The sequence below is a fragment of the Burkholderia sp. Bp9004 genome, from assembly GCF_003858025.1.
In the GTDB taxonomy this organism is placed as follows: domain Bacteria; phylum Pseudomonadota; class Gammaproteobacteria; order Burkholderiales; family Burkholderiaceae; genus Burkholderia; species Burkholderia diffusa.
This window is the reverse complement of the sequence record NZ_QTQD01000004.1, coordinates 197,991-219,945: the sequence shown is the minus strand read 5'-3', so window position 1 is coordinate 219,945 and position 21,955 is coordinate 197,991. Positions and strand designations below refer to the sequence as shown.

General features: G+C 69.1%; 18 protein-coding genes. 10 read left to right on the top strand and 8 right to left on the bottom strand.

Annotated elements, in window-relative coordinates:
* The first annotated feature begins 105 nt into the window (after nucleotides 1-105).
* The 6 genes from DIE08_RS07035 to DIE08_RS07010 all read left to right on the top strand — a co-directional run bounded on the left by DIE08_RS07035 (nucleotide 106) and on the right by DIE08_RS07010 (nucleotide 6,279).
* A complete protein-coding gene (locus DIE08_RS07035) occupies nucleotides 106-1,005 on the top strand; it encodes an IclR family transcriptional regulator (protein ID WP_124901418.1) in 900 nt (299 codons plus the stop codon).
* A 331-nt stretch (nucleotides 1,006-1,336) separates the two neighbouring features.
* Complete coding sequence (locus tag DIE08_RS07030) at nucleotides 1,337-2,452, top strand: porin (protein ID WP_059601819.1); 1,116 nt, start codon at nucleotides 1,337-1,339, stop codon at nucleotides 2,450-2,452.
* A 39-nt stretch (nucleotides 2,453-2,491) separates the two neighbouring features.
* Entirely contained in the window at nucleotides 2,492-2,713 is a 222-nt protein-coding gene (locus tag DIE08_RS07025) for a DUF3311 domain-containing protein (RefSeq protein WP_124901417.1), read from the top strand.
* Nucleotides 2,710-4,188 (top strand): sodium:solute symporter, encoded by a 1,479-nt coding sequence (locus tag DIE08_RS07020; RefSeq protein ID WP_059601323.1) that lies wholly within the window; start codon nucleotides 2,710-2,712, stop codon nucleotides 4,186-4,188. The genes DIE08_RS07025 and DIE08_RS07020 overlap by 4 nt, the downstream gene beginning before the upstream one ends.
* A 103-nt stretch (nucleotides 4,189-4,291) precedes the next feature.
* Entirely contained in the window at nucleotides 4,292-5,764 is a 1,473-nt protein-coding gene (locus DIE08_RS07015) for an amidohydrolase family protein (protein WP_124901416.1), read from the top strand.
* 131 nt (nucleotides 5,765-5,895) lie between these two features.
* Entirely contained in the window at nucleotides 5,896-6,279 is a 384-nt protein-coding gene (locus tag DIE08_RS07010; RefSeq protein ID WP_124620888.1) for a hypothetical protein, read from the top strand.
* Nucleotides 6,280-6,385: 106 nt separating this feature from the next.
* Here the strand turns inward: DIE08_RS07010 and DIE08_RS07005 are convergent, their stop codons facing one another.
* The 4 genes from DIE08_RS07005 to DIE08_RS06990 all read right to left on the bottom strand — a co-directional run bounded on the left by DIE08_RS07005 (nucleotide 6,386) and on the right by DIE08_RS06990 (nucleotide 11,726).
* Nucleotides 6,386-7,951 (bottom strand): methyl-accepting chemotaxis protein, encoded by a 1,566-nt coding sequence (locus DIE08_RS07005; protein WP_124620890.1) that lies wholly within the window; start codon nucleotides 7,949-7,951, stop codon nucleotides 6,386-6,388.
* Between the two features lie 526 nt (nucleotides 7,952-8,477).
* The gene (locus DIE08_RS07000) at nucleotides 8,478-9,248 is read right to left on the bottom strand and encodes an ABC transporter substrate-binding protein (RefSeq protein WP_059601335.1); all 771 of its coding nucleotides are present in this window, start codon (nucleotides 9,246-9,248) and stop codon (nucleotides 8,478-8,480) included.
* A gap of 151 nt (nucleotides 9,249-9,399) precedes the next feature.
* Complete coding sequence (locus tag DIE08_RS06995; protein WP_124901415.1) at nucleotides 9,400-10,629, bottom strand: cyanate transporter; 1,230 nt, start codon at nucleotides 10,627-10,629, stop codon at nucleotides 9,400-9,402.
* Between the two features lie 227 nt (nucleotides 10,630-10,856).
* Nucleotides 10,857-11,726: a helix-turn-helix transcriptional regulator gene (locus tag DIE08_RS06990; protein WP_124901414.1), complete on the bottom strand. Its 870-nt coding sequence runs from the start codon at nucleotides 11,724-11,726 to the stop codon at nucleotides 10,857-10,859.
* Nucleotides 11,727-11,820: 94 nt separating this feature from the next.
* Between DIE08_RS06990 and DIE08_RS06985 the strand changes: the two genes are divergently transcribed.
* Nucleotides 11,821-12,714, top strand: a complete 894-nt coding sequence (locus DIE08_RS06985; RefSeq protein ID WP_124901413.1) for an SDR family oxidoreductase — start codon at nucleotides 11,821-11,823, stop codon at nucleotides 12,712-12,714.
* Between the two features lie 247 nt (nucleotides 12,715-12,961).
* On the opposite strand, the gene DIE08_RS06980 is transcribed toward DIE08_RS06985, so the two are convergent.
* From DIE08_RS06980 to DIE08_RS06970, 3 genes are all read right to left on the bottom strand, one after another.
* Nucleotides 12,962-14,338: an FAD-containing oxidoreductase gene (locus DIE08_RS06980; RefSeq protein ID WP_124901412.1), complete on the bottom strand. Its 1,377-nt coding sequence runs from the start codon at nucleotides 14,336-14,338 to the stop codon at nucleotides 12,962-12,964.
* A gap of 161 nt (nucleotides 14,339-14,499) precedes the next feature.
* Nucleotides 14,500-15,075 carry a hypothetical protein gene (locus tag DIE08_RS06975; RefSeq protein WP_124901411.1) on the bottom strand — a complete coding sequence of 192 codons (576 nt, stop codon included), beginning with the start codon at nucleotides 15,073-15,075 and terminating at the stop codon, nucleotides 14,500-14,502.
* Complete coding sequence (locus DIE08_RS06970) at nucleotides 15,075-15,539, bottom strand: GNAT family N-acetyltransferase (RefSeq protein ID WP_059601347.1); 465 nt, start codon at nucleotides 15,537-15,539, stop codon at nucleotides 15,075-15,077. The genes DIE08_RS06975 and DIE08_RS06970 overlap by 1 nt, the downstream gene beginning before the upstream one ends.
* A gap of 153 nt (nucleotides 15,540-15,692) precedes the next feature.
* Here DIE08_RS06970 and DIE08_RS06965 point away from each other — a divergent pair, with 153 nt between their 5' ends.
* A complete protein-coding gene (locus tag DIE08_RS06965) occupies nucleotides 15,693-16,331 on the top strand; it encodes a LysE family translocator (protein WP_124901410.1) in 639 nt (212 codons plus the stop codon).
* Between the two features lie 138 nt (nucleotides 16,332-16,469).
* Here the strand turns inward: DIE08_RS06965 and DIE08_RS06960 are convergent, their stop codons facing one another.
* Nucleotides 16,470-17,681: a hypothetical protein gene (locus DIE08_RS06960; RefSeq protein ID WP_124901409.1), complete on the bottom strand. Its 1,212-nt coding sequence runs from the start codon at nucleotides 17,679-17,681 to the stop codon at nucleotides 16,470-16,472.
* Between the two features lie 470 nt (nucleotides 17,682-18,151).
* On the opposite strand from DIE08_RS06960, the gene DIE08_RS06955 reads away from it, so the two are divergent.
* Nucleotides 18,152-18,895, top strand: coding sequence for a DUF3348 domain-containing protein (locus tag DIE08_RS06955; RefSeq protein WP_059601354.1), 744 nt, complete (start codon nucleotides 18,152-18,154; stop codon nucleotides 18,893-18,895).
* A 10-nt stretch (nucleotides 18,896-18,905) separates the two neighbouring features.
* Nucleotides 18,906-21,953: a DUF802 domain-containing protein gene (locus DIE08_RS06950; RefSeq protein ID WP_124901408.1), complete on the top strand. Its 3,048-nt coding sequence runs from the start codon at nucleotides 18,906-18,908 to the stop codon at nucleotides 21,951-21,953.
* Nucleotides 21,954-21,955 lie beyond the last annotated feature (2 nt).

Below are 21,955 nucleotides of genomic sequence, written 5' to 3'. Positions count from 1 at the left end.
AAGCGCGCGTCAATCCCGTGCACACCCGGATGCCCGACGCATTTCGGCGGCACGACAATGGCGTCTGGCATATTCCGTTCAATGAAATCATCGAGGAGAACTCGCATGCAGGAACCGCATTCGCGCGGAACGTCGCGTGCCGCACGCATGCCGTCCCCGGACGAGGACGCCGCTGCCGATGCCGCCGACGCGGCCGGCGCGCCGGGCACCGGCATGCTGCAGCGCGCGTTCGCGATCCTGCGCGCGCTGGCTGGCATGCAGCAGGACGGCGTGCGCGTCACGCACCTCGCGAAGGCCGTCGGCCTCACGCAAGGCACGGCGCATCGGATCCTGCAATCGCTGATCGCAGAAGGGATGGTCGAACAGGACGAGCAGTCGAAGCTGTACCGGTTGAGCGTCGACTTCTTCGCGCTCGCCGCGCTGGCCGGCAACCCGAGCAGCATGCGTACGCTTTGCCGGCCCGCGCTGCTGCGGCTGTGCGCGAGTCTCGGCGAGACGATCTTCCTGCTCGTGAAGAGCGGCTTCGACGCCGTGTGTCTCGATCTGTGCGAAGGGCCGTTCCCGATCCGCTCGTTCACCGGCGACATCGGCGGGCGCATCGCGCTCGGCGTCGGGCAGGGCAGCCTCGCGATCCTCGCGTTCCTGCCGGAAGCCGAGCGCGAGGAAGTGATCCGCTTCAACGTGCCGCGCATTCGCGGCTACGGCGTGCTCGACGAGGTGTACCTGCGCACCGAGATCGAACGCGTGCGCCAGCTCGGCTATGCAGGGCGCAACAGCGGCGTGCTTGACGGGATGGCCGGCGTCGCGGTGCCGATCCTCGACCGCACCGGTTATCCGGTCGGTGCGCTGAGCGTCGGCACGCTGGCGTCGCGCCTCGGTGACGACCGGATGCCGATGGTCGTCGAACTGCTGCGGCGCCAGGCCGATGCGATCGGCCCGCGCACGAACCCGTTCGACGCCGCATTGCGGCGGCCGATGCACGGGCTGTCCGGGAAAACCGCGTAGCCGCCGCATAGCCGCATCACGCGTCGCCGTTTCGTCAGCTTGCTTACACGTGCCATTCACGTCTGAGCAAAGTGCGCCACGTCACGCGGGTCTCGATGCTTTCTGTTTGCTTTCAGTCGCGCGCTTTTTCCGCCCACCTCCGCTTCGTCCGTCTCCATTTGATTTTCAACTGCCGGCCAGTTGAACATTTCATTTCTTGATGCGATTGCGGCTGGATACCATCCAGCCACTGTCCATACAAGCCGACCGGCGCGTATGGCCAGCATCGAGAAAACACAACACAACATCGACAAGACGGTTTGGAGAGGAGAAGACGGAGATGGTGCGAACGATGGGCAGGAAGACGGGCGTCGCGTGCATGAGCGCGGCCATTGCGATGATGTTCGCCGGCGCCGCGCACGCGCAGTCGACGGTGACGCTGTACGGGATCGTCGACGCCGGCGTGACCTACACGAACAACGCGAAGGGCCATGCGCTGTGGCAGTTCACGGGCGGCAACGAATCGGGCCCGCGCTGGGGCTTGATCGGCACCGAGGATCTCGGCGGCGGCCTGAAGGCGAACTTCCGGCTCGAGAACGGCTTCAACGTCGCGAACGGCGCGCTCGGGCAGGGCGGCCGGATGTTCGGCCGCTCGGCATGGGTCGGCCTGAGCGGCGCGAGCTGGGGTGCGGTGACGCTCGGCCGCCAGTACAACTCGACGCAGGACATCCTCGGTTCGCTGCAGATGAGCAGCTTCCTCGCGCAGTACTCGACGCATCCGTTCGACAACGACGACATCAACAACACGTTCCGCACCAACAACGCGGTCAAGTACGTGTCGCCGACGATCGCGGGCCTGCAGGCGAACTTGATGGTCGGGTTTTCGAACTCGACGGGCTTCTCGAACGACAACACGTGGAGCGCGGGCGTCACGTATGCGAACGGGCCGCTGAACGCGGGTGCCGCCTATGCGCGCGTGAACCATCCGGCGGCCAGCGCGACGGGCGCCGTCGCGTCCGACAACTATTACCCGGGCTCGGCGTCGGTGTTCGGCGCCGGCCTGTCGAACGCGGTGCGCCAGCAGATCTGGGGCGCGGGCGGCAGCTATGCGATCGGGCAGGCGACGCTCGGGCTGCTGTACACGGGCTCGAACTTCGGCCAGGCGACGGGCGGCGCGCTGCGTTTCAGCAATTACGAAGGCAGCGTGCGCTACCTGATCACGCCCGCGTTGATGGCCGCGGCCGGCTACACGTATACGAAGGTCGCGCGCGGCGGGGACGACGGTCACTACCAGCAGGTGTCGGCCGGCGTTCAGTACCTGCTGTCCAAGCGCACCGACGTGTACGTGAACGGCTTCTACCAGAAGGCGTCGTCGGGTGTGGGCCATGCGTGGATCGACGGCACCGACGGCCCGTCGTCGACGACGTCGCAGGTGGCGGCGGTGGTCGGCATCCGCCAGAAGTTCTGATGCCCTGACGCGTTCGCGCGTCTTCCGGAGGAGACATAGATGAAATTCAAACTGTTGCTGGCGGCGTTGCCGTTCGTCGGGATGTACACCGGCGGCTCGATCGCCGAGGTGCGGCCGCTGCTGTTCGGCCTGCCGTTCCTGCTCGTCTGGAACCTGATCTGGATGGCGGCGACCGCCGCGATCCTCGCGATCCTGTTCCACCTCGACGAGCGCGGCGAGGGCCATAAGGCCCGCGACGGCCGCACGGGAGACGCGCGATGAACGCATCGATCCTCATCATCGCGGCGTTCGCCGTGTTCGCGCTCGCGATCGGCGTGATGGCACGGCGCGGCCGCAAGCTCACGCTCGAACAGTGGGCGGTCGGCGGGCGCGGCTTCGGCTCGCTGCTCACGTTCCTGCTGATGGCCGGCGAGGCGTTCTCGACGTTCTCGTTCCTCGGCGCGAGCGGCTGGACCTACAGCAAGGGCGTGCCTGCGTTCTACATCCTGTCGTACGGCTGCCTCGCGTTCGTGATCGGCTACTGGATGCTGCCCGCGGTGTGGCGCTACGCGAAGGAGCGCGGGCTCGTGTCGTTCGCCGATTACTTCGCGTCGAAGTACGACAGCCGCGCGATCGGCGTGCTGGTGTCGGTCGTGGCCGTGTTCGCCATGGTGTCGCTGCTGATGATCCAGCTGCGTGGCCTCGGCGTGATCGTGTCGGAGATGTCGTACGGGCTGATTCCGCAATCGGCCGCGATCTGGATCGCCGCGTCGCTGATGGCGGTCTACATGGTCGTGTCGGGCATTCACGGCTCCGCGAGCATCGCGATCTTCAAGGACGTGCTGATCCTCGCGATCGCGATCTTCCTCGGCCTGTACCTGCCGATGCACTATTACGGCGGTCTCGGCGAGATGTTCGCGAAGATCGACGCCGCGCATCCCGAACTGCTGCGCATGCCCGAGCACGGCTTCAACCTGAGCTGGTACAACTCGACGATCCTGCTCACGTCGCTCGGCTATTACCTGTATCCGCACGGCTTCACCGCGATCTACGTCGCGAAGGACGAACGCGCGCTGCGCCGCAACGTGATCCTGATGCCGCTGTACCAGGTGCTGATCGCGTTCCTGTTCCTCGTCGGCTTCGCGGCCGTGATGACCGTGCACGGGCTCGAAGGCGCGCAGACCGATCTCGCGCTGCTGCGCCTCGTGAAGCAGACGTTCCCCGCGTGGTTCGTCGGCATCGTCGGCGGCACGGGCCTGCTGACCGCGCTGGTGCCGGGCTCGCTGATCATGCTGAACGCATCCACGACGATCGCGCGCAACATCTACCGCGATGGCTTCGCGCCGAATGCGACCGATCGCGAGGTGACGAGCGTCGCGCGAATCGCGCTGCCGATCTTCACGCTGGTGGTCGTCTACTTCGTGCTGCGCGGCGGTGCCACCTTCGTCACGCTCGCGATCTTCTCGTCGAGCCTGCTCACCCAGCTCGTGCCGATGCTCGCGTCGAGCTTCCTGAAGCGGCCGTTCGGCACGCGGGAAGGCGCATTCGCCGGGATCGTCGCCGGTGCGATCGTGATCGCGATGACGAACTACTACGGCGTGACGCTCGCCTCGCTGTTCCCCGGCGCATCGAGCACGTTGACGTCGATCAACCCCGGGCTGGTCGCGCTCGCCGTGAACGCCGTCGTGTTCATCGCGATCAGCGCGGCGCAGCGCAAGCTGAAGGCGCGAGTGGCGGCACCCGTCCGCTCCGCATGACGTCACGATCGACATGCCGCCGTCGAGCCGCCGGGCAGCCGCCCGGCGGTTTTTCCGTTCGGCGGCCCCTTAACCATTTCGCATTCCAACAGGACACCAGGCGATGACGACCGAGGACAAAGCCGACGATCGGCGCGAAGCAATCGATACGCTGATCGCGAACGGCTGCGTGATCACGATGGACCCGCAGCGGCGCGTGATCGAGAACGGCGCGGTTGCCGTGAAGGGCGATCGCATCGTCGCCGTTGGCGACACCACCGGGTTGCAGGCGCGTTTCCGTGCCGCGCGCACGATCGACGCGCGCCGCAAGGCCGTACTGCCGGGCCTGATCGATTCGCATGCGCACGCGGGCCACGCGATGCTGCGCACGATCGGCGGCGCGGACGGCGATGCGTGGTCGGCCGCGGCCGAGACGATCTATACGCGCGCGTCGGACGAGGCGTTCTGGGAAACCGAATCGCACCTCGCGGCGCTCGAACGGCTGAAGGCCGGCGTGACGACGGGCGTGTCGCTGCTCGGCGGTGGCAACTCGATCATGCGCGTCGATGATCCCGTCTACGCGCGGCGCCATTGCGATGCGGTCGTGCGCACCGGCACGCGCTCGATCGTGGCGGTTGGCCCGTCGCGCCCACCCGCGCCGCGCGCGTACACGCGCCACGGGCCGGACGGCAGAGAGACGCGCGACGTCGATTTCGACACGATGTACGACGTGTGCGAGCGCATCGTCGACGCGTGCCATGGCGATGCCGGCGGCCGGATCCGGATCGCGCTCACGCTGCCGGTGTACGGTCCCGAGCACGACCCCGAAGTCGCGCGGTACGAGCGCGACTTCCGCGACCAGGCGGCGCGCTACGGCGCGCTGGCGCGCGCACGCGGCCTGACGTTCACACAGGACGGGCATCGCGCGGGCACGCTCGCGTTCGCGCATCGCGAACTCGGGCTGCTCGGCCCGACGTCGTTCATGTCGCACAGCATCGACCTGACCGACGACGACATCGCGGCGTGCGTGGAAACCGGCACCGCGATCGTCCACAATCCGAGCGCGATCATGTCGATCATCGGCCGCTGCCCGGTGCCCGAGCTGATCGATGCGGGCGTGACCGTCGCGATCGCGTCGGACGGCGCGGCGCCAGATCGCGGTTACGACATGTTCCGACACATGTGGCAGTGCATGCACTACCATCGCCGCCACTTCCGCGACCCGGACGTGTTGCCGCACGGCAAGGTGCTGGAGATGGTGACGATCGACGCGGCGAAGGCGCTGTCGCTCGATCACGAAATCGGTTCGCTCGAAGCCGGCAAACTCGCCGACGTCATCCTCGTCGATCTGTTCCGCCCGCACATGATGCCGATGAACATGCCCGTGTATCGCGTGACGTGTTTCGCGAACGCGGCCGACGTGTGCATGACGATGGTCGGAGGACGCGTGCTGATGGACGATCGCCGCGTGTTGTCGGTCGACGAGAACGAGATTCTCGAGCGCGTGACGACGGTCGCGGAGACGATGATCGCGCGCAGCGGGTTGCGGCACCTGCTCGACGAGCCGAAGACGCTGTGGGGGCGCAGTCGCTACTGAACGCCGCCGTGGCGGCAGTGGTTTGCGCGGTGCAATGACGGCGAGGTCGGCCCGGTTCGGGCCGGGTTTTTTTCTGGTTTCGCCGCCGACGGACATGCTAGGATTTCCGTCAAACAACTCCGGAGACTGCTATGCCGTTCATCTGCGAAAACGTTGAATGCCGCGCCGTGCTGGCTCGCGGTCAGGTCAAGCCCAGTCGCGAAGAAGCGGGGTGGTGTTTCTACTGCCCGGACTGCAAGGCCAGGAACGAGTTGACGATTGCCGGCGTGCCGGACGGTCCTGTCGAGTGGCATCAGCCGGAGAGAGCCAGTCCCCCGCACAAGGTCGTCGCGACGGCGCGCCCCCTTGAGGACGGCGGGTTCGCAGCCCAGCTGCGCGTTCAGCGGGCGCTCGCCGTGAAAGGGACCTACGCGGCCGAAGAGCGCTGGGAGCAGCTCGGCGTATTCCCCGACGCGCAGGAGGCCGTCGCGCACGCGAAGTCCTTCGCGATGGACCTGCTGGCACGGGCGGCCTAGGCGCGAGCGGCCCACGGACGATCCACATTTTGCCGGCAACGACACCGGGCCGCGGCTCGGGTGTCGTGCCGCGCCGGCAGGCCCGACACCGGTCGGACCGGTCACATCACGCCGCCGCCGCCACATCTCGAAGACGGAATTGCGCGACGGCATCGCTCAGTCGTGCGCTCTGATCCTCGAGCGACAGCGCCGCGGCGGCTGCTTCTTCCACCAGCGCGGCATTGCGCTGCATGGTCTGCTCCATCTGGATGACCGCGGCATTCACCTGCTCGATGCCGGCAGATTGCTCGTCGAATGCGATGCTCGTTTCGCCCATGATCGCATTCACGCGCTCGACCGCGGCGACGAGTTCGTTCATCGCCGAGCCGGCGAGTGCGACGAGGCCGCTGCCGTCTTCGACGCGCTGCGCCGAGTGGCCGATGAGTTCGCGAATCTCCTTCGCCGCCGACGCGCAGCGCTGCGCGAGCCCGCGCACCTCGGTTGCCACCACGGCGAAGCCACGCCCCTGTTCGCCCGCGCGTGCCGCTTCGACCGCGGCATTCAACGCAAGGATGTTCGTCTGGAATGCGATGCTTTCGATCACGCCGACGATGCCGGAGATCCGCGTGGAGCTGTGCGAGATCGCCGACATCGTTTCGACGACGCGCTGCATCGCGTCGCCGCCTTTCGATGCGATGCCGGCCGCGCCTTGCGCGTAAGTGCGCGCATCGCGCGCGTTGTCCGCGTTCTGCCGCACGGTCGCCGTCAGCTGTTCCACGCTCGCCGCCGCCTGCTGCAGCGACACGGCCTGCTGCTCCGTGCGCGCGGACAGGTCGACGTTGCCGCTCGCGATCGTGCGGACGTCGCCGACGATCGTCTCCGTGCTCGAGCGCACCTGATTCACGGTTTCGACGAGGCCGTCCTGCATCCGCTTCAATGCATTCAGCAAATACGCCATTTCGTTTTCGCCGGGAATGACGACCGTGCCGGTCAGGTCGCCTTTCGAAATCCTGTCGAAATGCGCGACGGCGAGATGGATCGGCGCGATGATCGCCTTCGCGAGCACGCGCTGCGCCAGGAAGCCGACGATCAGCGCGAACAGCGCGACCGCCACCATGGCCCACACGATCCGGTGGAAGCGCTCGCCGGCTGCATCGTAGCGCGCCTTCTGGCGGGCGACCTGGAACGATTCGAGTGCGTCGATCGCTTCCTGGTAGGCGGTGAAGAGTGCCGGCGGCGCGGTGCGGTGCGTGTCGAGGAAGTCGAATGCGTTGTCGTGATCGAGTTGCGACATCGCCTTCAGGAACACCTGGTCGAGCAGCGTGCGACGGCGATTGCGCAGTGTGTCGAACAGCGCTTGCTCGTCGGCGTCGCGCGTGTGCAGGCGCGTGTACGCGTCCAGTTCGTCGTCGCTCTGCTTGAGGAGCGTGTGCAGTTGCGCGATTTCCGCCTTCGCGGGCTGGCCGGCGCTGATGATCTGCGCGACGTCGCTCACGCGTTCGCGCAGCACGAGCATGCGCTCCGAGCTGGTTTTCAGGTGCAGCAGCGACGCGGTGTCGTCGCGGTACATCGCTTCGAGCGAGCCGTTGCCCGCGTAGAGGGCGGCGATGCACGCGCCGACGACCAGCACGAGCAGCGCCGTATAGCCGGCGATGGTCGCGACGAGCCCGCCGCGGATGGTGAGTTTTCGCATGACGTTCCCTTGCCGGCGGCCCGACGGGCGGCCGACGGCGGATGTGGATTCCGGATCACGAACGACGACGGCGCGCCGCGTCGAAATGCGGGGCGCGAGGGTTGCGAACGGGTTAACGGCAGGCGCGGCGCGGAGGTTTTATCTGCACGCGACGCGAATCTGGACGAATGCGACAGAAGGGCGGCGGTGGAGGGCGGATACGTTGCCGTGGTGAACGGCGTGCCGACGGCCGAGGCACGCATCGCCGCCGCGAAGCGACGCGCACTCGCCGTTGGCGATCGCGAGCGGGCGGGAGGCGCCGGGCATGGCCGTCGTGCGTTCGCCGTCGGCCGTTGCGGTCATCGCGGGGCATCGTTCGCGCCACATGTCGATCGCGCGGTGGTCGTCAGACGATCGAGCGGCGCAATTGCACAGGCGGCTGGTCAAAGAGAACTTCGCGGACCGGTTGCCGAAAGCAGGAACGGGGCATCGCGCTCGCGCGCGACGCCCCTTCGCATCGGCAGGCGGCCGCAGCCGCTCGCATCCGTCAGTTGTAGATATCGAACGAGAAATACTTCTTCGCGATTCGCTGATACGTGCCGTCCTGAATCAGGCTCGCGAGCGCCTGGTTGATCTGCGTGCGCAGCGCGTCGTCATCCTTGCGCACGCCGATCGCGGAGCCGACGCCGAGCGTCTTCGGATCGTGCAATGGCGGCCCCGCGAATTCGAAGTTCGCTCCCTTCGCCGTCTTCAGGAAGCCGAGATCGGCCTGCACCGACGACTGCAGCGACGCGTCGAGGCGGCCCGCAATCAGATCCTGATAGACGAGATCCTGCGTCTGGTACGTGCGCACGATGACGCCCTTCGGTTCCCAGTACGTGCGCGCATAGGTTTCCTGCGTCGACCCCTGCTCGACGCCGACGCTCTTGCCGGCCAGCGACCCGGCCGTCGGTTGCAGGTTCGAGCCGCGTCGCGCGACGAGGCGCGGCGGCACGTTGTTGATCTTGTCGGTGAACGCGATCTGCGCGAGGCGCTTCTCGGTCACGCTCATCGACGACAGCACGCCGTCGAACTTGCGCGCCTTCAGCGCGGGGATCATCCCGTCGAAGGCGTTCTCGACCCACACGCAGCGCACCTTCATGCGTTCGCAGATCGCGTTGCCGAGATCGATGTCGAAGCCGACGAGCTTGCCGTCCGGTGCGAGCGATTCGAACGGCGCGTAGCTGGGATCGACGCCGAGGCGCAGGACGGCCGGGTCTTTCGCGGCGGCGGCGCCTGCCGTCAGCGCAAGCGCGACGGCGATGACGAGCTTTTTCATGATTGTCTCCATGATCGATTGTTGTGGTGTGCGGTGAAGCGAATGTGCGGCCGGTGGGCGTGACGGCCCGCGCCCGGCCGTGCGCGGGCGGCTGGACGAGCGCCGGCGGATGCCGGCGATCGTCCGGATCGGGGAATCCGGTGGCTCGGTGTCAGTGCGCGGCGCTGGCGATGCGCGCCATGCTGCGCCGATAGCCGTCGGGAGAGAACGCGGCGTTCAACGCGGCCATCAACGCGATCACGCCGACATGCAGCCACCACGCGATCGCGAAGCCGCCGCCCGCGTCGCGCAGCCAGCCGATCAGCCAGGGGCTCGCGGCGACGATCAGGAAGCCGATGCCCTGCACGAACGCGGCGAGCGCGCCCGCGAGCCGCGCATCGGGCAAGTGGTCGAGCGTGACGATCAGGCTCATCGAGAAGAATCCGCCGAGCCCGACGCCGACGCTCGCGACCGACAGCCACGGCGCGAGCGCGGGCACCGTCGCGAAGCCGACGAAGCCGACCGCCTGCAACGCGAGCGTGAGCCACAGCACGGGGCGGCGATCGTGCGAGCGTTTCGCGAGCAGCGGCATCGCGAGCGCGCCGGCCGCCTGGAACAGCGCCATCCATGCGAGCTGGTTGCCGCTCGCTTGCGAGCTCATGCCGACGCTGCGATAGAACGCGGGCAGCCACGCGACGAGGCTCGCGTAGCCGCTGTTGCTGAGGCCGAAGAACAGCGCGAGTTGCCATGCGCGCGGAATCCGGGCGAACGCGGTGACGGGCGCCGATACCGTCGCGGCATGCACCGCGTCGCGCGGCGCCTTCGCGCGCCACAGCGCGAGCGTCACGAGCGCGGGCACGGCCCAGACGGCGAGCGACAGATGCCAGCCGCCGTGCGCGGCGAGCCACGGGCTCGCGACCGCGCCGAATGCGCCGCCGCCGACGAGCGCCGCCGAATAGAGCCCCATCGCGAGCGGCAGCCGGTCGGCGAACCAGCGCTTGGCGAGGCCCGGCGCGAGCGACTGGACCACCGCGACGCCCGCGCCCGCGACGACCGCCGTGACGACCAGCCCGGTGCTGTTTCCGGTCCACAGCCGCGCGATGCAGCCCGCGGCGATCAGCGCCAGCGCGGTGGCGAGCGCGCGCTGCTCGCCGACGTGTCGTGCAAGCCCGACGCCGACGCCGGCGACGACGCCCATCAGCACGAACGGCAGCGTGGTCAGCAGCGCGGCCGCGCGGAAACCGAGGCCGGTGTCGGCACGCACGATGTCGAGCACGGGGCCGAATGCGGTCAGGAACGGACGCAGGTTGAGGCCGGCGAGCACCAGCAACGCGAGTGCGCCGCAGGATACGGAGGCCGCGTGCGGGCGGGAAACGGCGTGTGCGGTGCCGGGGTCGGTCATCGGAATGCTCCAGGGGCCAGTGGCCTTGTGATGCGATGCCGAAAGGGTAAAGGCGTGCTTACCCAGGTGAAAATTAAATATTCGACTGGGTGTCAGTGCGGAATGTGATGGATGGGCGCGGTGTGACGGGGCCCGATGGGCGACGCAGTCGGGGCGGGCGGCGTGGCCGTTTCGGGCGCGGCGCCGGGTGCGAATCCGGGAGCGGCTCCGGGCGCAGATTCGACACGCTAGGCGGCCGACACGTGCGGTCCGTCGTCCCGTTCGCGGGCCTTTTCACGCGCGGCGACGAGTGTCCGGATGCGCGCACGATCGGCCGGCGTCGCTGGCGTGAAGATCACGAGACTCAGGTCCGGGCGGCCGGTCACCGAGAACGCCGAGTATTCGAGCGCGATCCGGCCGGCTCGCGGGTGACGAATCTCCTTCGTCCCTTCGTCATGCGAATGAATGTCGTGGTCGCGCCACATCGCGTCGAACTCGGCGCTCGTCGCGCGCATCTCGTCGACGAACGTCTGCACGGCCTGCGTCGCCCCGCCGCGCGCGATGTCGGCGCGAAACGCGCCCACCGCGAACCGCGCGACGCGTTCCCAGTTCTGCTGCGCGTAGCGCACCCCGGCATCGACGAAGATCAGCCGCAGGATGTTGCGCGCGGGCGGCGGCAGCGTCGCATAGTCGGTCAGCGTCGCGGCGGCCGCGTCGTTCCACGCGACGACGTCCCACGTCGCCGTGCGCACGATCGCGGGGCTGGCGTCGAGCGAATCGAGCACGTGCTGCAGGCGCGGCGTGACATCGCTGCTCGCGTGATAGCGCACCTCGGGCGGATGGCCGAGGCCGATCAGGAACAGATGCTCGCGTTCGGCGTCGTTGAGCAGCAGCGCGCGGGCGAGCCGGTCGAGCACGTCGGCCGACGGCGCGCCGCCGCGGCCCTGTTCGAGCCACGTGTACCACGCGGCGCTCACGTGCGCGCGCTGCGCGACTTCCTCGCGCCGCAGGCCCGGCGTGCGGCGGCGCGCGACGGGCAGCCCGAGCGCGGCCGGATCGAGTTTCTCGCGGCGGTCCCGAAGGTACGCGCCGAGCAGGTTGTCGGATGCGTCAGCCATAGCCTGTTAGTTCGTTTACCGGTAAACCGTCACGTCTTCACCGCGCGCGACGGTCGACAGATAGTAAGCCTCTCGTTCATTCGGAGGTGTCGAAATGCGTGTCTTTGTTACGGGAGCGTCGGGCTTCGTCGGCTCCGCGGTCGTTGCCGAACTCGTGGCCGCCGGGCATGCGGTGCTCGGTCTCGCGCGGTCCGACGCGGCCGCCGCGGCGGTCGCGGCCGCGGGCGCCGATGTCCATCGCGGGTCGCTGGAGGATCTCGACAGCCTGACGCGCGGCGCCGAGGCCGTAGACGCGGTGATCCACACGGGATTCAATCACGACTTCTCGCGCTTCGCGGAAAACTGCGAGCTCGACCGCCGCGCGATCGAGACGATCGGTGCGGCGCTCGCGGGGTCGGCGCGGCCGCTGGTCGTCACGTCGGGCCTCGCGCTCGTCGCACCCGGCCGCGCGGCGACGGAGGACGATCCGCATGTGCCGGTGTCGGCGACCTATCCGCGCGCGTCGGAAGCGACGGCGGCCGCGCTGGACGCGCGCGGCGTATGCGCGTCGGTCGTGCGCCTGCCGCCGTCCGTGCACGGCGATGGCGATCATGGCTTCGTGCCGCGCCTGATCGCGTTCGCGAGGGAGAAGGGCGCCTCGGCGTATCTCGGCGATGGCGGCAACCGCTGGCCGGCCGTGCACCGGCTCGATGCGGCGCGCGTGTACCGGCTCGCGGTCGAACGCGGCGCGCCCGGCGCGCGCTATCACGCGGTCGACGATACGGGCGTGCCGTTCCGCGAGATCGCGGAGGTGATCGGCCGCCGGCTGAACGTGCCGGTCGTGTCGAAATCGGCCGCGCAAGCCGGCGAGCACTTCGGCTGGTTCGCGATGTTCGCTGGAATGGATGCGCCCGCAACGAGCGAGCGCACGCGGGCGTCGCTCGACTGGGCGCCGGTGCAGCCGGGGTTGCTGGCCGACATCGACCGGCCGCGGTACTTCGAGACCTGATGCGCGAATGCGCGAGGCGTGCCGTCGTTACCGACCGGCACGCCCGGCGGCGCAACGTTCAGACGGTCACGACGATCCTGCCGACCTGCGCGCCGGCTTCCATGCGCCGACGGGCCTGGGCGATGTCGTCGAACGCGAACGGCCCTCTTCGCACACGGTTCGACGCCGGGGCGCCGCGCGCAACGCAAGCGCAAACCGGACGCGCGGGAAGCGGATGCGCGCCCGCCGGTCGCGCCTCATTCGCGCCTCATTCGACCGGATGCAGGTCCTGCAGCAGCGTCGGCACGAGCTCCGACACGGTCGGGTGAATGTGCATCGCGCGGCTGATCGTCGTGTACGGCGCGCCGGCGGCCATCACGTCCAGCAACCCGTGCACGACTTCGTCGCCCGTCACGCCGAGGATCGACGCGCCGAGGATCGCATGGGTGTCCGCGTCGACGATCACCTTCATGAAGCCCTGGCTCTCGCCTTTTTCGACCGCGCGGCCGACCCGCGTCATCGGCCGCGTGCCCACCAGCAGCCGGCGGCCGGTCTGCCTCGCTTCCGCGAGCGTCATGCCGACGCGGCCGAGCGGCGGGTCGATGTACATCGCGTACGCGGTGATGCGGTCGGACACCTTGCGCGGATCGTCGTCGAGCAGGTTGGCCGCGACGATTTCGTAGTCGTTGTACGCGGTGTGCGTGAATGCGCCGCGTCCGTTGCAGTCGCCGAGCGCCCAGATGCCGGGCACGTTGGTGCGCAGCTGGTCGTCGACCGTGATGTAGCCGCGCGCGTCGACCGCCACGCCTGCCTGCTCGAGCCCGAGATCGTCGGTGTTCGGCACGCGGCCGACCGCGAGCAGCAGGTGCGAGCCCGCGACCTCGCGGCGGCCGCCCGTGCAGTCGAGGCCGACCACGACGCCGTCGCCGTCGCGCCGCGCGGTCAGGCAGTTCGCATCGAGCTGCACGTCGATGCCTTCGTTCGCGAGAATCTGGTGCACGGCCTGCGAGACGTCCTCGTCCTCGCGACGGATCAGGCGCGACCCTTTCTCGACGATCGTGACCTGCGCGCCGAAGCGGCGGTACATCTGACCGAATTCGAGCCCGACGTAGCTGCCGCCGACGATCACGAGATGCTCGGGCAGGAAGTCGACGTCCATCATCGTCGAGTTGGTCAGGTACGGCACCGCGTCGAGGCCCTGCATCGGCGGGATTTGCGCGCGCCCGCCGACGTTGATGAAGATGCGGCCGGCTTCGAGCACTTCGTCGCCGACGCGTACCGCGTTCGCCCGCTCGAATCGGGCATGACCCTGAAACACGGTGGTGTTGTCGAGCCCCCGCACCCATTGCTCGACGCCGTGGTTCGAGCGGCCGGAAATCTGGTCCTTGCGCGCCTTCACGGCCTTCATGTCGACGCTGACGGTGCCGACCGACACGCCGTATTCGGCCGCACGACGCGCAAGCTGCGCCGCGTACGCGCTCGCGATCAGCGTCTTGGTCGGAATGCAGCCGGTGTTCACGCAGGTGCCGCCGAAGCGGCCGCGCTCGATGACCGCGACCTTCATGCCGGCGCCCGCGAGCCGCGCGGCGAGCGGCGGACCGGCCTGGCCCGTGCCGATGACGATCGCGTCGAAGTGTTGCGTCATGACGTCCTCCTGCGCTGGTTCAACGTGGGAAGGGTGGCGCGCAAGACGCATGCCGCGTCGGCGCGCGCCCGAACGGCGACGAGCGCCTATGGTAGACCGGTTGGCGGGGGGAGGCGAGTTGCGTCGATGCAAGCGGCGGAACCTCGTTCGCCCACGGTTTTTCAGTCCGTGCGCCGCCATTGGCCGAACGTCACCGGCCGGTGCGCATCGGCGCGCATGACGGTGACTTCGTCGGGCTTGTCGTCGAGCGGAAACGATTCGGTGTAGATCTCGCTGGAGAACAGCCAGCCGTGGGTGCGCGGGTCGTAGCGAAACGTCACGTAGTCGCTCCAGTGCTGCCCGCACGCGACGAAGTTCTGCACGGTGAAATAGCGGCCTTTCACCGAGAGGCCGCTGTCGGCGGCGTCTTCGGGATCGAACGGATCGCACTGGCCGCCTTCGTTCGCGCGCAGGACCACGTGGTCGTTGCGCGCGGCGAGCCGGTACGCGTGATCGGGCCGCTCCTCGAAGATCAGCAGCGGGCGGGGCGACGGCTGCCCGCGCGAATCGGCCGCGCGATGCACGACGACGAGAAAGCTGCGCCGTCCGTCGCCGAGGTCCGGCCCTTCCTGCGCGACGAACGGCTGGTAGCCGGACGGCAGTTGCGTCGCGATGGATTGCGGCAGGCCGTCGGCCCGTGCGCCGGACGACAGCGCGGCGAGCAGCGCGAGGAGGGCACGGTGCGCGGTCGTGCCCATCACAGATCCCGCCCGAGAAACTCGGTGCCGGGCACCGGATTGAACGCAACGGGCGGTGCCGGCGTGAAGCCGAGCGAACCATACAGTTGCCTTGCGGCGACGAATTCCGGCAGCACGTCGAGACACATCCGCGCATAACCGGCCGCCTTCGCGTCGCACAGCAGCCGCTCGACGAGCTGGCGGCCGACGTTCAGCCCGCGCGCCTCGGGACGCACGTATACGCGCTTCATCTCGCACGTCGTCGCGTCGATTTCGCGAAACGCCGCGCAGCCGACCACGCGCCCGGCGCGCCACGCGAGCAGCAATTGCCCGCGCGGCGCCGCGTATTTGCCCGGCAGCGCGGCGAGTTCCGGCTCATAGTCCTGGAACGCGAGGCTGACCGTGGGGCTCGCGATGTACTCGCGGAATATCGCTTCGACGACGGCGGCATCGTCGGGATAGCGGGCGGCGCGAATCTCGATCATTGGGGGCGTGGCGCGATGGCGGGAACGGCACCCAGCATAGCAGTGCGCGGATGCTTCCGGCGGCCCGCGAAGCGTGCCAGAATCGTCGACTTCACCGTCGGGAATCGACACGCAGGCGCCGGCGCTTCGGCGTCGCTGATCAAGGAGACTTCGATGACTGCATCGGCTGCCGTACTCGCCATTCTGGCCGCGCTGTGGCTTGGCGCGATGATTCCGGGCCCGAGTTTCGTGCTGGTCGCCCGCAATTCGATCGGGCTGTCGCGCCGCGACGGGCTGGCGACCGCGCTCGGCATGGGCGTCGGCGGGATCGCGTTCGGCGGCGTCGCGCTGGCCGGGCTCTACACGCTGCTGCAGGCCGTCGAATGGCTGTACGTGGGACTCAAGCTGGCGGGCGGCGCCTACCTGATCTACATGGCGTCGAAGATCTGGCGCAGCGCCGACAGGCCGATCGCGATGGAAGATGCGCAGGCCGTCGTCGCCGGCAGCGCGCGCAAGTCGTTCTGGATCGGCCTCACGACCCAGCTCAGCAACCCGAAGACGGCGATCTGGTACGGCAGCATCTTCGCGGCGCTGTTGCCGCAGCATCCGCCGCTCTGGTGCTACCTGGCGCTGCCGCCGCTCGTGTTCGGCGTCGAATTCGGCTGGTACACGATCGTCGCGCTGTGCTTCTCGACCCGCCGGCCGCGCGAACTCTACCTGCGCGCGAAGAAGTGGGTCGACCGCGTCGCGGCCGGCGCGATCACGCTGCTCGGCCTGCGGCTGATCCTGAACGCGCCGAAGGCGGGGATCTGACGGCAGGCGGTGTCGCCGGGGGCGCGCCGCCGTTGCATTCCTGACAGGCATGCCGCCACGGCCGCTCATTCCGGCACATGGCGTGGCGGGCGCAGCCACGGCCCCGAATCACCGCGCCCTGCGCGCGCCAAGCGCGCGTCACACCGCCGGAAACCGTTCGAGCAGCGCCGCGAACCGCGCGTCATCCGGAAACGCCGTCACTTCATACCGCACCGGCCGGTGCGCGGTGGCCGTCATCAGGTCGCCGCATGCGTCCCGCAGCGCGGCCATCGGCACGTGGGCCGACTGCCGCGTCGCTTCACGATAGAGCACGACGATATCCGTCTCGGGCAGCAGCGTCGGCACGCCGTCGCTCCACACGCCGACGCTGAACAGCTCGCCGTTCTGCCGCCGGTACACGGTGTACGACGCCACGAAGACGTCGGTGCCGTCCCGCTTGTGCAGATCGTCCAGCAGCGTCCGCTGATCCTGATAGTCGCCCGCGAGTTCGTCCACGCGCAGCGCGTGCAGCTTCGCTTCCAGCCCTGCCGGGACGAAATTCCGCCACGCGGCGCCGTCCCAGCGCAGCATCAGCGGCGGCAGCGGACGCGGCTGCGCGCGCGCCTGTTCCGCGAGTTCGACCATCGTCGCGAGCCCGGCCGCGTTGCGGTCGCCGGTGAGCAGCAGCACGGCCCGGTTCGGCGCCATCACCACCGGCGCGCCGGAGATCGGCTGGCGGTGCAGCAAGTCGGTCAGCAGGAGCCGCGCCGCGTCGTAGTAGTCGCCGAACTGCGAAACGAACACGCCGTCGCGCAACGCGGCCCACGGCGCCGACGACGCACCGCGCAGGTTGTCGATCGCGATGTCGCATGCGTCGTCGAAGCTGACGCCCCATTCGGCGAGCCGCGCGCTCGTCAGCCGCGCGACGCTGAATTCGCCGTCGTACGCGATGCCGATCTCGAGGTTCTCGCACAGCGTCCGGAACGCGACTTCCGACGCGGCGGGCTGTCCGGCGAGCTGCAGCGCGACCGTGCCGCGCTCGGTCGCGCTGCGGATCACGGGGCGCAGCCGTGCGCGGACGTCCGCGAAGTTCGCCGGAATCTCGTGCTGCATCATCGCGCTCGCCTGGCGCTGCAGCGTCGCTTCGCGCTCGGCCGGCTTCGCGTCCGCATAGTCGCGGAACAGGTTGTGCAGGTTGATGATGTTCGACGGGACATCCGCTTGCACGAGACGGCCCTTGTCGTCCTCGTGACGCCACTCGCGCGTGTCGCCGGTCGCGCGCAGCGCGGCGATCAGGCGGTCGGCGAAGTCCTGCCGGGTAGGCGGTTTGCTGAAGCGCTCGCGCAGGCGCGCGACGAAGTCGGAAAGCATCGTGAGCGGTCGGGCAGGCCCGTCTGTTATCAGTCGTTGTCATGGGCGGCGGCGCCGGTCTCCCGGGGCGCCGCCTGCGTCCCGCGGATATCGGCCGGATATCCATGGTGCGGGCGGCCCGCGCGCCGGTCGCAGGGCGGCGCGGGCCCGCATCGGGCGCGAATCGGGTGCGAATCGGGTGCGAATCGCGCGGCGGGTGTCGCGATGGTACCGCACGTCCGTGACGGAATCGTATGCGGGCGAACAGGATGTCTGGCGTGAACCGGCGCCCGCCGGGGGCTTCGGAAGGCGTCCGGATGCGTGGCCGGCGCCGCGCCGGCGCACCGGGAAACCCCGGCGATCGGCCTGCGAGCCTTGTGCTGCGGGCGTTCGCGCCGGTTGCGCGGCGTACCGGGCCGAGCCGCTTCCGCGATTCTGGCGGTCGACCTCCCGACGACGTGTAAACTGCTGCCTTTTTGACGGTTTGCAGCATGGTGCAAGCACCCCCGCGCCCGGCAATGAGCGGCCCGACGCTCGTCCGGCTGCTCGCGCGCCTGACCGATGCCGACGTTGCGGAATCCCGGCTGACGCTGTCGGACCGCCTGAGCCAGTGGCTCGGCTGGACCGACGCGATCACGCTGTCGTCCGCGCTGAATGCGAGCCCGCCCGGCGTCGCGGCCGGCGTGCGTGGTTACGACGCGGAGCGTGACTGCGCGCGCGTGCGCCACGACCTCGCGCAGGCGATCACGGCCGCCCTCCGCCCGCGCACGCGGCGGCGTCCCGGCGAGTTGCCGCCGCCGTCCGCCGACACGGCCGACTTCGCGGATTTCCGCCAGAGCTGTCTGTCGCTCCAGCAGGAAATGGAGACCGCGATCGGCCAGTTGCGCGGCCGCTTGCGGGTCGCGGTCGCCGCGCGCTCGTCCGGGATGGCGCGGCTCGCGACGCTCGACGCGATCATGGAGCGCGTGCTCGGCGCGCGCGAGCGCAGCCTGCTGTCCGCCGTGCCCGCGCTGCTCGGTACGCGCTTCGAGCGGCTGCGCGACGCGGAACGGCAGGCACTGGCCGACGCGCAAGCGGCGGCCGATGCCGAGGGCGACGCCCCGCCCGCCGCGGCGATCGTGCCCGGCACGTGGCTCGACACGTTCCGCAACGAGATGCAAAGCATCCTGCTCGCCGAACTCGAAGTCCGGTTTCAAACGGTAGACGGGCTGCTCGCGGCCCTTCGTACCTGCTAATCCCTACGCTATGTCCAGAATTCGTCTTGATCTCGTTGTCTTCATCGCCGGTCTGCTCGCAGTGTGCTGGATCGGCATCGGCTATGTCGCGTCGAACCCGCTCGCGACGGCCGTCACGCTGCTGATCGGCGCATGCTATGTCGCCGGTGCGTGGGAACTGCGGCGCTACCGGCAGGCCACCGCCACGCTGTCGCGCGCGGTGGCCGGCCTGACCGAACCCCCGGCGACGCTCGACGCGTGGCTCGATACGCTGCCCACGGGCCTGCGCGGTGCCGTGCGGGCACGCGTCGAAGGTGCGCGCGTCGCGCTGCCGGGCCCGTCGCTCACGCCGTATCTGGTCGGCCTGCTCGTGCTGCTCGGCATGCTCGGCACGCTGCTCGGGATGGTCGTGACGCTGAAGGGCACGGGCGCCGCGCTCGAAAGCGCGACCGACCTCGACGCGATCCGGGCTTCGCTGATCGCGCCGGTGAAGGGTCTCGGCTTCGCGTTCGGCACGTCGATCGCGGGTGTCGCGACGTCCGCGATGCTCGGGCTGCTGTCCGCGCTCGTGCGCCGCGAACGGCTCGACGCGGGCCAGCAGCTCGACGCGAAGATCGCGACGACGCTGCGCGTGCATTCGTCCGCGCACCAGCGCGACGAATCGTTCCGGCTGCTGCAGCGCCAGGCGGACGTGATGCCGGCGCTGGTCGACCGGTTGCAGACGATGATGACGACGCTCGAGGCGCGCAGCATCGCGCTGCACGATCGCCAGATCGAAAGTCAGCAGACGTTCTTCGATCGGACCGAGCGCGCGTATGCCGGCCTGGCATCGAACGTCGGCGATGCACTGAAGGAAAGCGCCGCCGAGAGCGCGCGCGTGGCCGGGGCCGCGCTGCAGCCGGTCGTCGCGGCGACGATGACGGGGCTTGCGCAGGAGATGGCCGCGCTGCGCGATACCGTGACGAGCGCCGTCCAGCGTCAGCTCGACGGGCTCACCGACGGTTTCGAGAAGACCACCGGGAACGTGACGGCCGTCTGGAACCGCGCGCTCGACGAGCAGCGCCGCGCGGGCGATGCAGTCGCGCAGCAGTTGCAGACGACGCTCGGCCAGTTCACCGACACCTTCGCGCAGCGTTCGACGGACCTGCTCGACGGCGTCGCGACGCGCCTCGAATCGACCGAAAGCCGGCTGTCCGACGCGTGGCGCGATGCGCTCGCGCGCCAGGAACAGGTCGGCGAGACGCTGGCCGGCCAGCATGCGCAGGCGCTCGGCGAAGCCGCCGCGACGTTCGAGCGGCATTCGAGCGCGGCGCTCGCCGCGATGCGCGAGTCGCATGCGGGGCTGCAGACGCAACTGGCCGCGCGCGACGAGGAACGCCTGTCTGCGTGGAATGCGTCGCTGGCCGCGATGGCAGCGAAGCTCGGCGACGAATGGCAGCGCGCGGGCGTGCACAGCGCGGGCCGTCAGCAGGAAATCTGCGATGCGCTCGCACAAACGACGCGCGATCTGACCGCGCAAGCGTCCACGTTCGAACAACGCTCGGCCGACCTGCTGTCGACGATTCGCGAATCGCACACGGGCCTGCAAACGCAACTGGCCGCACGCGACGAGGAACGTCTGGCGGCATGGAACAATTCGCTGGCCGCGATGGCAGCGAAGCTCGGCGACGAGTGGCAGCGCGCGGGCGTGCACAGCGCGGGCCGTCAGCAGGAAATCTGCGACGCGCTCGCACAAACCACGCGCGATCTGACCGCGCAAGCGTCTACGTTCGAACAACGCTCGGCCGACCTGCTGTCGACGATTCGCGAATCGCACACGGGCCTGCAAACGCAACTGGCCGCGCGCGACGAAGAACGTCTGGCGGCATGGAGCGATTCGCTGGCCGCGATGGCAGCGAAGCTCGGCGACGAATGGCAGCGCGCGGGCGTGCACAGCGCAGGCCGTCAGCAGGAAATCTGCGACGCGCTTGCACAAACCACACGCGATCTCACCGCGCAAGCGTCCACGTTCGAACAACGCTCGGCCGACCTGCTGTCGACGATTCGCGAATCGCACACGGGCCTGCAAACGCAACTGGCCGCGCGTGACGAAGAGCGTCTGGCGGCATGGAACGATTCGCTGGCCGCGATGGCAGCGAAGCTCGGCGACGAATGGCAGCGTGCGGGCGTGCACAGCGCGGGCCGTCAGCAGGAAATCTGTGATGCGCTCGCACAAACGACGCGCGATCTCACGGCACAAGCGTCGACGTTCGAGCAACGCTCGGCCGACCTGCTGTCGACGATTCGCGAATCGCACGCGAGCCTGCAAACGCAGCTGGCCGCACGCGACGAAGCACGTCTGGCGGCATGGAACGACTCGTTGGCCGCGATGGCCGCCACGCTGCGCGACGAATGGGCGCAGACGAGCGCACAGGCCGCGGCGCGCCAGCAGGACATCTGCGACACGCTGACCCGCACCGCGAACGACATCACCGCCCAGGCGCAGGTGCACGCGAGCGACACGATCAACGAAATTTCGCGCCTCGTGCAGGCCGCGTCGGAAGCGCCGAAGGCCGCGGCCGACGTCGTCGCCGAACTGCGCCAGCGCCTGTCCGACAGCATGGTGCGCGACACCGCGATGCTCGACGAGCGCAGCCGCCTGCTCGCGACGCTCGAGACGCTGCTCGGCGCGGTCAACCACGCGTCGACCGAACAGCGCACCGCGATCGACGCGCTCGTCAGCACGTCGGCCGACCTGCTCGACCGCGTCGGCGCGCGCTTCAACGACACCGTCGATGCCGAAACGCGCAAGCTCGATTCGGTGGCCGCACAGGTCACGGCGGGGGCGGTCGAGGTCGCGAGCCTCGGCGATGCGTTCGGTGCGGCCGTGCAGGTGTTCGGCGAATCGAACGACAAGCTGCTGAACCACCTGCAGCGCATCGAGGCCGCGCTCGAGAAATCGCTCGCGCGCAGCGACGAGCAGCTCGAGTATTACGTCGCGCAGGCGCGCGAGGTGATCGACCTGAGCATGATGTCGCAGAAGCAGATCGTCGAAGACCTGCAGCAGATCGCCGGTCGGCGGGCATCGGTCGGAGCGTAACG